The sequence below is a fragment of the Pseudomonas sp. S2_C03 genome (genome assembly GCF_054668405.1).
Genome location: NZ_CP162766.1, coordinates 4,152,828 through 4,164,874 on the forward strand (window position 1 = coordinate 4,152,828; position 12,047 = coordinate 4,164,874).

The 12,047-nt window shown below is 61.0% G+C and carries 13 protein-coding genes and 1 pseudogene; 3 read left to right on the forward strand and 11 right to left on the reverse strand.

Going from position 1 to position 12,047, the window contains the following annotated elements:
* Positions 1-217: 217 nt before the first annotated feature.
* From AB4N64_RS19260 to AB4N64_RS19305, 10 genes and pseudogenes are all read right to left on the reverse strand, one after another.
* Positions 218-1,423, reverse strand: a pseudogene (locus AB4N64_RS19260) (phage tail-collar fiber domain-containing protein); the annotation flags it as partial.
* Complete coding sequence (locus AB4N64_RS19265) at positions 1,424-2,059, reverse strand: phage tail protein I (protein WP_460117506.1); 636 nt, start codon at positions 2,057-2,059, stop codon at positions 1,424-1,426.
* Entirely contained in the window at positions 2,056-3,051 is a 996-nt protein-coding gene (locus AB4N64_RS19270) for a baseplate J/gp47 family protein (RefSeq protein ID WP_460117508.1), read from the reverse strand. The genes AB4N64_RS19265 and AB4N64_RS19270 overlap by 4 nt, the downstream gene beginning before the upstream one ends.
* Entirely contained in the window at positions 3,048-3,380 is a 333-nt protein-coding gene (locus AB4N64_RS19275) for a phage baseplate protein (protein WP_460117510.1), read from the reverse strand. The genes AB4N64_RS19270 and AB4N64_RS19275 overlap by 4 nt, the downstream gene beginning before the upstream one ends.
* Before the next feature lie 10 nt (positions 3,381-3,390).
* Positions 3,391-4,002, reverse strand: coding sequence for a phage baseplate assembly protein V (locus AB4N64_RS19280; RefSeq protein WP_460117512.1), 612 nt, complete (start codon positions 4,000-4,002; stop codon positions 3,391-3,393).
* A gap of 3 nt (positions 4,003-4,005) precedes the next feature.
* Positions 4,006-4,530 (reverse strand): hypothetical protein, encoded by a 525-nt coding sequence (locus AB4N64_RS19285; RefSeq protein WP_460117513.1) that lies wholly within the window; start codon positions 4,528-4,530, stop codon positions 4,006-4,008.
* A 20-nt stretch (positions 4,531-4,550) separates the two neighbouring features.
* Positions 4,551-4,898, reverse strand: a complete 348-nt coding sequence (locus AB4N64_RS19290; protein ID WP_368557338.1) for a phage holin family protein — start codon at positions 4,896-4,898, stop codon at positions 4,551-4,553.
* Positions 4,899-4,998: 100 nt separating this feature from the next.
* Positions 4,999-5,562 (reverse strand): DUF642 domain-containing protein, encoded by a 564-nt coding sequence (locus AB4N64_RS19295; protein ID WP_460117515.1) that lies wholly within the window; start codon positions 5,560-5,562, stop codon positions 4,999-5,001.
* The gene (locus tag AB4N64_RS19300; protein WP_460117517.1) at positions 5,559-5,759 is read right to left on the reverse strand and encodes a Com family DNA-binding transcriptional regulator; all 201 of its coding nucleotides are present in this window, start codon (positions 5,757-5,759) and stop codon (positions 5,559-5,561) included. The genes AB4N64_RS19295 and AB4N64_RS19300 overlap by 4 nt, the downstream gene beginning before the upstream one ends.
* A gap of 519 nt (positions 5,760-6,278) precedes the next feature.
* Entirely contained in the window at positions 6,279-7,013 is a 735-nt protein-coding gene (locus AB4N64_RS19305; RefSeq protein WP_460126806.1) for a LexA family transcriptional regulator, read from the reverse strand.
* A gap of 210 nt (positions 7,014-7,223) precedes the next feature.
* On the opposite strand from AB4N64_RS19305, the gene mutS reads away from it, so the two are divergent.
* The 3 genes from mutS (at position 7,224) to AB4N64_RS19320 (ending at position 10,805) form a co-directional block, all read left to right on the forward strand.
* On the forward strand, positions 7,224-9,791 hold the full coding sequence (mutS, locus tag AB4N64_RS19310) for a DNA mismatch repair protein MutS (protein WP_460126808.1): 2,568 nt from the start codon (positions 7,224-7,226) through the stop codon (positions 9,789-9,791).
* A gap of 142 nt (positions 9,792-9,933) precedes the next feature.
* A complete protein-coding gene (gene fdxA / locus AB4N64_RS19315; RefSeq protein ID WP_123465120.1) occupies positions 9,934-10,257 on the forward strand; it encodes a ferredoxin FdxA in 324 nt (107 codons plus the stop codon).
* Between the two features lie 410 nt (positions 10,258-10,667).
* Positions 10,668-10,805, forward strand: a complete 138-nt coding sequence (locus AB4N64_RS19320) for a hypothetical protein (protein ID WP_460117519.1) — start codon at positions 10,668-10,670, stop codon at positions 10,803-10,805.
* 225 nt (positions 10,806-11,030) lie between these two features.
* On the opposite strand, the gene rpoS is transcribed toward AB4N64_RS19320, so the two are convergent.
* Positions 11,031-12,038: an RNA polymerase sigma factor RpoS gene (gene rpoS, locus AB4N64_RS19325; protein ID WP_460117521.1), complete on the reverse strand. Its 1,008-nt coding sequence runs from the start codon at positions 12,036-12,038 to the stop codon at positions 11,031-11,033.
* Positions 12,039-12,047: the final 9 nt, after the last annotated feature.

A 12,047-nucleotide genomic window follows, 5' to 3' on the forward strand; every position in this document is an offset into this window, starting at 1 on the left:
GGGCTTCCGTGCCGCCGGAACTGGCGATGGTGATGGCGTGGGTGTGATCACCGTTGGAACTGGTGGTCGTTCCCGCCGACCCATACCAAGGTTCGTCACCCCAGACTGCATTGCCTTCGGTCCCAGGCCCCCGATCCAGGTTGATCCAGATACCGTGCGTATGCGCGCCCGCCACCGCCGCACTGGCGGTGTGTGCGTGGGCAGCGTTCTGACTCGCCTGTGCACTGCCGAGCGCCCGGCCAGGGTCGACGTTACGACCGTCATCGAGACCCCGATCGAAGTGTGCACGGGAATCCGGCAAGTTGAACGTCGTGGCGCCATCACCTGCCCCGTAGTACGTGCCGATACGGGCGAACAGCGCCGCATAGGTCGTTCGCGAAACCGCCGCGCCATTGCGCTTCAGAAAACCGGCAGGCGGCGCGGCCATGGCAAAGTGCGTGACTTCACCTACCCGGTCCCCCGCTACGCTCAGCGCAAAGGCTTCGACCTGTGCCTTGGTGTAGACATCGGTCAGCCCGTAACCCGCGACGGTGGTCGGATTGTCACCGGCAATCGCCCGACCATACTTATCCACCGTCAGGCTCTTGTACGTCCCCGCTTGAATCCCGGTCCGCCCCGCCAGCATTTCAAACACCAGTGCCGTCGTGCCCAGTTCAATCGGTCCGTTCGTCACCAGGTGCCACAACGAGTCGCCGTGGACCGCGCCCTCCTCGACCACCACCGTCAGGCTGGGGGTCACTTTGGCGTTGGTGTTGGCGTCAGCCGCACGCAACCACGCGCCATTGGCCACGATATAAATACCGTTATCCTTCGCCGTGGTTTGTGCCTTGACCAGCACCCGCTGTCCGGACACCACCGCGACGCCGTCGATTTGCTGCGCACCGCTGAGCACGATGTTGTCGGTGGTTGCCACACGCACCGATTGCTTGCCGTCGAGCTTGGCCAGTTCCTCGGCGAGGTAGCTCATCACCCACGCCCGGGTCGCCTTGACCACGGTGTCGTCGATCAGCAGCGTAACGTTGGCGGCATTGCTGGTCTCGAAAATCGAGCGGATGTAGAACTCCTTGCCCGAGCCCGATGTGGCCAGCACCGGTTTGAACGACTCCGGGTATTTGACGATGGCGTAGAGGATGCCGCTGTCGGTCCAGATCCCGGCTTCGCGCACATACCAGCCGCCGTCCTCTGGCGGGATGGTCACTTCGGCGAGCAGCCAACTGGGGTTCTTCTCGTCCTGGAACAAGGCGTTGATGGGGCCGCGCCAGACTTCCCGTTTGAGCGCGGTGGCAGTGGCTGCCGGGTTGTAGACGGTGCCGCCGCCGTCGCCGACGGAAATTTGCGACAACTTGATCGGCACGCCCGCCGCCTTGCAGGCGGTTTCGTAGGCAATTCCTGCGTTGGTGAGCAGGGTGTAATAGTCGGCCATTCAGGACCCCTGTGGATAAATGGTGGAGGTTTCGACGGTGTAAAGCGCGCCAGCCATGAAGGCTTCGCCCGACACTTCGAGCCCTTCGATAACGACGGGATAAACCGTCGTCAGCTCGCCGCACACGGTGGCGGCGCCGATGACGTGGTTGCCGAAGGCGTTCAGGCCGACCGACACCGACAACACGTCGCGCTCGCTCTTGGCGTCCGCCAGGCGACGGTCCAGGCGAGCATCGATTTCGGCGCTGTAGGGTTGTTCGGTGAATGCACGCACAGAAAAACTGTACGGCGGCCCCATCGGCGTCTGTTCGTACCAGGCCTGTACCTCGGGCCTTAAACGCAGGCCCTTGGCCGCGTTTTCCAGCGCCTGTCGCGTCCCGGCCGCCCGTGCCGTGGGCCAGGCCAGCTCCACGGTCAGGCGTTTTTCCGCCTCAGCCGCTTCGGAACTCCATTCGCTGACACCACGATCCGCGCCCAGGTACGGCAGAAAAGCAAAAGGCGTTTGCGCCGGATTCATCAGCTCGGGAAACGGCGGTGCGATGCGCTCAAGCAGTACGCAAAAGCCGATATCCAGGGCTTTTTCCAGCGCTGAGCTGTTGGAAGGCAACAGGCTCGCGCGAGTTTGTTCGTCACTCATAACGGCAGCACCTCGACCTCGACAGCGGTGCAGTAAGGGGCTTCGAACGCCGTGGTCACGATCGGCTCCAGCGGTTCGAGTATCTCCACTTGAACTGCCCCGGCACTGTGCAGCGTGTAATCGATCCAGCTCGGATCGACCCGCCCCTCCAGGCGATGACAGCTTTGCGCATACGCCCGCAGTTGCGCTTGCGCAGCGAGCTTGGTCAACCCCGAATCGGGGCCGGGATTAATCCTCGCGACCACGCGGATCCTGTAGTTGTGGATGTGCGCACCCTGCACCGTGACGCGGTCCGTTTCCGGCCGCACATCCGGACGGGCGAAGTGCTGGCGAACACCGTCGAGCAACGCGTCGGAGGCCGAGCCGTCGCCCTCCCGGGCCAGTACCGTGACCATCACCTCGCCGGGCGCCGTACGGCGTCCATTGCCATCCTTGACCTGCGCCGCAAATCCGTCCGGCTCGAAGCTGTACGTCACCGTCACCTCGCCCGGTGCCTGGGTATCGACCCTCACCACCGGACGCTCACCGAGGGTGAACACCTCGCGCCGATACTGCATGCGCGAACCGGCGGCCGGTGCATGGGGCGCCAGGTAGTAACGCAACCGGGCGTCATCGTCGCTCTCGTACTGCGCCAATACCGGTGGAAAGGCCTGAGGATCGCCAGGGTCAAGCAACTGCCGCTCCAGCCCCATGTCGGCGAGCCGGGCATCCAGGTTGCTGCCGGTTGCCCACCAGGCCAGCATCTGCTTGATGCGGGCGTTGTATTTGCGCTGGTGCAATTGCAGCCGCACGCAAAAGGCTTCGAGCGCCAGGGTCAGCAACTCGCTTTCGTTTTCCAGGCTGATCTTGAGCTTTGCCGCCGTTTGCGGTGAGCGGGCGCCAACGTACTCGACGACAAACGTCTTGAACTCGGCGAGCAAGTCTTCGAACGCCTGCACCGTGACGATCGAAGGCTCGGCCAACTGGTTCTGGCCAGGGATCAACATGCTCATGTCACCACCTCGAAGGTTTGCTGTCGGTTGTTCCAGGTGCCTGCAAAGCGCAACACCAGCCCCGCGCCGCGACGGCTGGCGACGATCGCCTGCGGCTGGAAATCATCGATGCCGTTGTGTTCGTTGTAGAAGGCCTGCGCCGCGTGGCTCTGGGCGAGGAGCAACAGGTCGTCGCCGAGGTTGCGACCCAGCAGGCCCGGGATCAGCGAGCCATACAGCGGACGCTTCTGCCGGGTGCCCAAAGGCGTGGTCAGTGCCCGGGTGGCGCGCTGCACAAACTGCGGCCAATCGTCGACCGACGCCCCGGTGTTTCTATCGATTCCGATCATGGGAGACTCTTTATGCGGTACTGATGACGCGGCCCTGGTGATCCACCACCGGGCCGCTCAGGTGCACACCGGAAGCGTCGAGTCGCAAGCCGACCGCGCCCAGTTGCAACTCGATGACCTGGGGAGTGATCAGCAGGCTCGCGGGGCCGAGGTTCAACTCGAGCGCTTCACGAGAGCCACTGAACGCCGCCGGGCCGTTCTTCCAGTGCAAGGCATGATGGGCGTCGTCGTAGCCACTTTCCGTCCCGTCCGAATAAAGCCGACGCGTCAGCGAAGCCTGGGTCGAGGCGGGAGGAAACTGGTTACCGTTGAGCCCGAACAACGCCACCGATTGCGCGCCACCCGCACCGCCGCCATGGTTGAGCAGCAAGCATTGCTCGCCGACCGTGGGAATCCGCGACTCGCTTTGTGCCCCGGCGCTGGGGTTGAAAAAACGAATCGCCGGGGTCAGCAACTCACCGTGGCTGACCTTGCAGGTGTTGCTGGCGGCATCGACTTCCTGGCAAACGCCGATTCGGCACAGGCTGTCGGTGCGCCGGTAAAGGTCCTCCAGCTCCGTCTCCATCTCGGCCAGACGCTCGATGATCGGGCCAAGCTGCTGGCGTAAAAGCGCATCAAACATGGCTCAGTCCTCCAGCTCGGTGTATTGGTCCGGGTCGTCGATGTTCGAGACTTCCCAGGTCCTGGCGAATTTTGGGATGCCCAGCGGGTCGTCCAACAGCAGCGCACCGAGGTACAGCGTCTGGTTGAACGACAGGGTCCAGGCGGAATATTCCAGTGCATCGTTGAGAAAGATCGACGGCGAGGCGTTGATGTTTTCGGGCAGGTCGCATTGGCTGCGCGCCAAACCCCAGCGGTTATCGGTGATCAACCCCTTGAGCACGCTGGCGAGATCGCAGGCGGCCAAACCGGGATCGTCCAGCGTCGGCGCCGTGACGACTTGCAGTGAAACCGTCAGGACATGGGCGATCCGACCGTCATTGGCGCGATTGCCGAAGGTATTGCCTTCGACGGCGATCAGGGCCCAGGCCTGGTCGAAGGTTGCGTCGAAGTCATGGCGGCTGGCGACCTTCAAACCCGAGGCAGCCGCCCCGAGGGTTTGCGCGATGGCCAGCAGCAACTGCGACGGCTTGTCGATGTCGATGGACATAAGTGACTTCCTGTGTCGGTTTACTGATCCGGACGGGAGTCCGGCGGGGGGATTTCGCAGACGCCGATGCGCCTGGCCGCCCAGCGCTCGTAGAGGCCGATGGCGACGTCGGCACCGGCCATCGCGGTGAGGCAACCGAACGCCCCGGCCACCCAGATCGACAGGCCGGCCGCATACAGCAGCATCAACGCCGACACCCCGCAGATCATGCAGGCGCCGGAGCGCAGGGCCAGGCGCCGCAGCAACGACCAGCCGCGAGCGCCCTCTTTGTCGGCGCGCCACATCTCGCCGGACACCCCACCCAGCAAGGCGAGCACGATGACCAGCCAGATCGGCAAGTCCAACAACGCTTGTTGCTCGTTTGTCATGTCACGCCTCCCGGGAGTGTTGAGGCGTTCAGCGAATGACTGCCAGGCAGCGCCGAGCCAACGGCACTGCCCTCAGTCCGTGCAAACCACTGAACGGGGGTTACAGACGCTCGACAATGACGTTGTCGAGGAAAGCGAAGTGGATGTCCGGATTCTGTTCGTTGGAAAACGCCAGGGTCGTCTGCGGGGTCACCGCGGTGAAGTCGTAGGTGTAGGTGGCCCAGGTGGTGCCCACACCCTTTGCACTCGGGGTATCGAACGAAGCGGTTTGGCCCGCAACCTTGAGTTGGACCACCCCCTCGCCGGTCCGATTGGCGTATTGCGAGTTGCCCAAGCTGAAGGTCACCCGGTACTTGGCGCCAACGACGGTGGCGAAGTTCTGCTGGATGCCGCCACCGTTGCCGTAGATAAAGTTGGCCAGGTCCACGCCCACCTCGCCGTCCGAAGGATTGCGGACGTACTCGACCCCCGACAGGAAGGTCGTCCAGCCGGGAATGAAGTTGGCCTTTGCCGGCGTGTCGAGCACGCAGCCGACGACGCTGCCGCAGCCTGGTTGTTCAAAACTGCCGTTGACCAGCAGGTTGGCTGCAAAGGCATTGGCCGCGCAGCCCAGCAGTACAGTGGCGGCCAGCAATGGCGCCGTGAGTTTTTTCCAGATAGTCATGATTTCACCTGTGAGTGAGAGAGAGGGGTTGTTGCCGCCGAAGCAGCGGTTGTGTCGCTCACAGGCGATCGCTCGGGGCACGTGGCCCTCACATGATTCAACGTCCCGCATCGGGAACATTTGATCTGGAGCTCTGCACGCCCGGCCATCCGGGCGAGAAGTCTTTGGCAATGCCCACATCGGTAATCTTTCAACATCGTCCTGATCCTTGATGCTTGCCCGAGCCTTCCTTTCGCAGGGCCGCTCGGGGTTCAAACCTGACGCAGGGTTGGCATTCCAAAAATGCCTGGCAGAACGCCAGGCATTTTCAGTAATGCGATCCTTCGCCTTCCTTTGCTCCTGGTTGACCTTTCGGCGCGACTGGCGCGGTACGGGTCCATTCAAATTGTTTTTCCGACCGCGGTCCCTGCCCGCCGGATAACTGCTTTTGGTGCTTTACGCTGCACACCCGGGTCAGTTGCCAACCCTCTGAACCGTTGAGGCCGGTTCATCGCTGCCTTGTGGTGGAACTAAAGAGCTTCGTTTCGAGCCGGCTTTGTCGAGCGGCTTGAGACGAAGAATATGCATGGATGCATATACAGTCAATGCACAAATGCATTTATTTATGCATTAGATTTGCGCGAATGCATGAAAGCCTTGCTGGCAAAGGCGTTGACGGTTTCCGACAGGCGAAAAAAAACCCACCAGATGGCGGGATTTATCTAACAGGGGTCGGGTTAGCGGGCGTACATGCCCCACCAGAAGACGTGACCGAGGATGACGATTTGCTCTTCCTGCATTTCCTGGAAGCTGTAGTCTTCATCCGGATGCTCATCACGATTGAAGCTGCGCAGGCGAATGCCGGTCGGCAGGCGATACAGCTGTTTTACCCGCAATTGGCCGTTGTGGTTGATGGCATAAAGATCGCCATCGACGATGTCGCCGATACCGCTCTTGCCAGCGTTGACGCCCACGGTGGCGCCGTCACGCAGCACCGGCAACATGCTGTTGCCACGCACGGTGACACACTTGGCCTGGTCGAACTGCACGCCATTGTGGCGCAGGCTGCGCTTGCCGAATCGCAGGCTTGAGCGCTCGCTTTCTTCGATGACGAATCTTCCTGATCCCGCAGCCAATTCAACCTCGCGAAGAAAGGGGACCGAGACCTCGTCGTCATCGACGGGGGTATCGTCGTCCCACAGACTTATGTCCTTGAGTTCCGAATGCAATTCATCGCGCCCGGCACTCGTGGAGGAAGCAACATCCACGCGCCCTCGAAGCTGGTCGGTGCTCACGGCGAAGTACTCGGCGATCTTCGAGATGTGCTTGTCCGAAGGGTCGACGATCTTGCCGCTGAGAATTCGCGACAGTGTGGATTGAGGCACGCCGGTCCGACGGTGAAGCTCCGTGGGGGAGATCCCGTGCTGGTCGAGCAGCGCTCTTAATACGGTAGAAACATTGCGTTTTTGCATATCGCGCATAGTGCTTGATCTTTTTTGCGAAGACAAATGCTGTTTTGCATAAGAAGTGCATAACGATGGATATGTTTCCCGAGGCTTTCATGCCTGCGTCGGGCCGACTGCCCATGGTAACCTTGCGCCCATCGCGCAAAAGCCGGGCCGATGCCCCGCCCTTACCCCACACCTTTGAACGAATCTGTCTGATACCCGATGAATAAAGCACTGTCCGATCTGTCCTCGCACACGCCGATGATGCAGCAATACTGGCGCCTGAAGAACCAGCATCCAGACCAGCTCATGTTCTATCGCATGGGCGATTTCTACGAGATCTTCTACGAAGACGCGAAGAAGGCGGCCAAATTGCTGGACATCACCCTGACCGCCCGCGGGCAGTCGGCCGGCCAGGCGATTCCGATGTGTGGGATTCCTTACCACGCGGCGGAAGGTTACCTCGCGAAACTGGTCAAGCTGGGCGAATCGGTGGTGATCTGCGAGCAGGTCGGCGACCCGGCCACCAGCAAGGGGCCGGTCGAACGACAGGTGGTGCGCATCATCACGCCGGGCACCATCAGTGACGAAGCGTTGCTCGATGAACGTCGGGACAACCTGATTGCGGCGGTACTGGGCGACGAGCGCCTGTTTGGCCTGTCGGTGCTGGACATCACCAGCGGCAACTTCTCGGTGCTGGAAATCAAGGGTTGGGAAAACCTGCTGGCGGAACTGGAACGGATCAACCCGGTGGAGCTGTTGATCCCGGATGATTGGCCGAAGGATTTGCCTGCGGAAAAACGTCGTGGGGTTCGTCGCCGTGCACCGTGGGACTTCGAGCGCGACTCGGCACTGAAAAGCCTTTGCCAGCAGTTTTCCACCCAGGACCTCAAGGGCTTTGGTTGCGAGAACCTGACCCTGGCCATCGGCGCCGCCGGTTGCCTGCTGGCCTACGCCAAGGAAACCCAGCGCACCGCCCTGCCCCATTTGCGCAGCCTGCGCCATGAGCGCCTGGACGACACCGTGGTGCTCGATGGTGCGAGCCGTCGCAACCTGGAACTGGACGTCAATCTGTCCGGCGGGCGAGACAACACATTGCAATCGGTGGTCGACCGTTGCCAGACCGCGATGGGCAGCCGCTTGCTCACCCGCTGGTTGAACCGTCCGTTGCGCGACCTGACCGTGCTGCTGGCGCGCCAGACCTCGATCACTTGTCTGCTCGATGGCTACCGGTTCGAAAGGCTGCAACCGCAGCTGAAGGAAATCGGTGACATCGAACGGATTCTCGCGCGCATCGGCCTGCGCAACGCCCGTCCTCGCGACCTCGCCCGCCTGCGCGATGCGCTGGGTGCCCTGCCCGAGTTGCAGGTTGCGATGGCCGAACTGGACACGCCGCACATCATCCAACTGGCAAAAACCACCAGCACCTACCCGGAACTGGCGGCCTTGCTGGAAAAAGCCATCATCGACAACCCGCCGGCGGTCATCCGGGACGGCGGCGTACTGAAAACCGGTTACGACAGCGAACTCGACGAGCTGCAATCGCTGAGCGAGAACGCAGGGCAATTCCTGATCGACCTGGAAGCCCGGGAAAAGGCACGCACCGGCCTGTCGCATCTGAAAGTCGGCTACAACCGCATTCATGGCTACTTCATCGAACTGCCGAGCAAGCAGGCCGAGTCGGCGCCGGCGGACTACATTCGGCGCCAGACGCTCAAGGGCGCCGAGCGCTTCATTACGCCGGAACTCAAGGCCTTCGAAGACAAGGCGCTGTCGGCCAAGAGCCGTGCGCTGGCCCGCGAGAAGATGCTCTACGAAGCCCTGCTCGAAGACCTGATCGCCCAATTGCCGCCCCTGCAAGACACTGCGGCGGCGCTGGCCGAGCTCGACGTGCTGAGCAACCTCGCCGAACGCGCGCTCAACCTTGACCTCAACTGCCCGCGCTTCGTTGACGAGCCGTGCATGCGCATCAGCCAGGGTCGTCACCCGGTGGTCGAGCAGGTACTGACCACGCCGTTCGTGGCCAACGACCTGAGCCTTGATGACAATACGCGGATGCTGGTGATCACCGGCCCGAACATGGGTGGTAAGTCCACCTACATGCGCCAGACCGCACTGATCGTGCTGCTGGCCCATATTGGCAGCTTCGTACCGGCGGCCAGTTGCGAATTGTCGCTGGTGGATCGGATCTTCACGCGGATCGGTTCCAGTGACGACCTGGCCGGTGGTCGTTCGACCTTCATGGTCGAAATGAGCGAAACCGCAAATATCCTGCACAACGCCACCGATCGTAGCCTGGTGCTGATGGACGAAGTCGGTCGCGGTACCAGTACTTTTGACGGCCTGTCCCTGGCCTGGGCTGCGGCAGAACGTCTCGCCCAACTGCGTGCCTACACGCTGTTCGCCACCCACTATTTTGAGCTGACGGTGCTGCCGGAAGCCCAACCGCTGGTGGCCAACGTGCACCTCAATGCCACCGAGCACAACGAGCGTATCGTGTTCCTGCACCACGTGCTGCCCGGCCCTGCCAGTCAGAGCTATGGCCTGGCAGTGGCCCAGCTGGCCGGGGTTCCGAGCGAAGTGATCGTGCGCGCCCGTGAGCATTTGGGACGCCTGGAAGCCACCGCGCTGCCCCATGAAGCCCCCAAGCCCGTCAAGGGCAAACCGGTCGCGCCGCAGCAGAGCGATCTGTTCGCCAGCCTGCCGCACCCGGTGCTGGATGAACTGGCGAAACTGGATCTGGACGACCTGACACCGCGTCGGGCGCTCGAAATGCTCTATACACTGAAGACACGGATCTAACGCACTTCGCCTTCAAGCTGTTAGAATCTCGCGCGGTTCGGGATGCTGCAGGCTAATAGCCTGGTCTGCAGACTATCGCTCCCGAACCTGGCGACCCCAACGTGAAGGGGTCCGCTGCCGCCGCCTGAGGAGAAAATTAGAAATGACCTTCGTCGTCACCGACAACTGCATCAAGTGCAAGTACACCGACTGCGTAGAAGTCTGTCCGGTGGACTGCTTTTACGAAGGCCCGAACTTCCTGGTGATTCACCCGGATGAGTGCATTGACTGCGCCCTGTGCGAGCCAGAATGCCCAGCCGTGGCCATCTTCTCCGAAGATGAAGTCCCGGAAGACATGCAGGAATTCATTCAGCTGAACGTTGAGCTGGCCGAAGTCTGGCCGAACATCACCGAGAAGAAAGAATCCCTGCCTGATGCCGAAGAGTGGGATGGCGTCAAAGGCAAGATCAAGGATCTCGAGCGCTGATCGCCCCGCGCTCCCGAAAAGGCCCCTTGCGGGCCTTTTTGCTTTTCTGCAGACAAAAAAAGGGGCGGTTTGACCCGCCCACATTTTTTCCCTATTCCCTGTGTTCCTTTTCATCATCCTGATGAATTGCATCCAGCAATGTCCATTCCCCTCGTCCGTGAAGGGCGTGTCAGTCCGTCGACACAGCCCCGATACTAGAGCGTTCCCCGATGGACGCAAACCGGCCCGGGCAGTTCGCCAGAGAGACTGATGGCGAGCGCTTTTTTGTAAATGTCCTGCCTATTCAATCAGATAGCGTTCGAACACGAGCTCGATAGGCATCCGCCAAGGTGTAAAAATAACGAACACTTACGACAGAGTAAGCAAAAGCGTACAAGGCGACGCTGAAAAGGTGACCGGTAGGAGCTAGCATGTCGAGGCGTCGAACCGTCGCGATGGTGGTCAACGATAACGCTGGCGGCCTGGCACTGCGCGGTGCCCTTGCAATCATCGCGAGCAAGCTCGCTCCTACAGGGTCGGGGCCTGCCCGCGATGGTCGTCAACGATGACGCTGGCGGCCTGACACCCAGCGGTGCCTGGACATCCATCGCGAGCAAGCTCGCTCCTACAGGGTCGGGGCCTGCCCGCGATGGTCGTCAACGATGACGCGGGCGGCCTGACACCCAGCGGAGCCTGGACATCCATCGCGAGCAAGCTTGCTCGTATCTGGGCAGCAGGCATAAAAAAACCCCGATCAATTCGGGGCTTTTTGGCTGACAGCTCAAGCGACTCGCTTACTGAAACAGCGACTCACTCGACAGGCCATTCTTTTCCAGGATTTCACGCAGGCGCTTCAAGCCTTCCACCTGGATCTGCCGGACCCGTTCCCGGGTCAAACCTATTTCCAGGCCTACATCTTCCAGCGTGCTGCTCTCATGACCGCGCAGGCCGAAGCGACGTATCACCACCTCGCGCTGCTTGTCGGTCAACTCCGAGAGCCACTGATCAATGCTCTGTGACAGGTCGTCATCCTGCAACAGTTCGCACGGATCGGTCGGGCGCTCATCGGTAAGGGTGTCCAGCAGGGTTTTATCAGAATCCGGACCCAGCGAGACGTCGACCGAAGAAACCCGCTCATTCAAGCCGAGCATGCGCTTGACCTCTCCTACCGGTTTTTCCAGCAGGTTGGCGATTTCTTCGGGTGAGGGTTCGTGATCGAGCTTTTGCGTCAGTTCCCGTGCGGCCCGCAGGTACACGTTGAGTTCCTTGACCACATGGATCGGCAACCGGATGGTCCGGGTCTGATTCATGATTGCGCGCTCGATGGTTTGACGAATCCACCAGGTTGCGTAGGTCGAAAAGCGGAATCCACGTTCGGGGTCGAACTTCTCCACCGCCCGGATCAGTCCGAGGTTGCCCTCTTCGATCAGGTCCAGGAGCGACAAGCCACGATTGACGTAGCGACGGGCGATTTTCACCACCAGCCGCAAGTTGCTTTCAATCATGCGTTTGCGTCCAGCCGGATCACCACTTTGCGACAAGCGTGCAAAGTGAACTTCTTCTTCGGGGGACAGCAGAGGGGAAAAGCCGATTTCATTGAGATACAGCTGCGTGGCATCGAGCGCACGCGTGTAATCAATGTATTTGTGTTGCTTCAACGTTGCGGAGTGTTTGGATTTGGCACGAACGGAAGGTGGAGCCGCCCCTTCATCATTCGACATCGAATCCATACCGATGCCGGTCTCCATCAGGAGAACCTCATCGTCGATGTCAAACTCCGGCACTTCTTTACTGAGAGCCATTGTTATAGT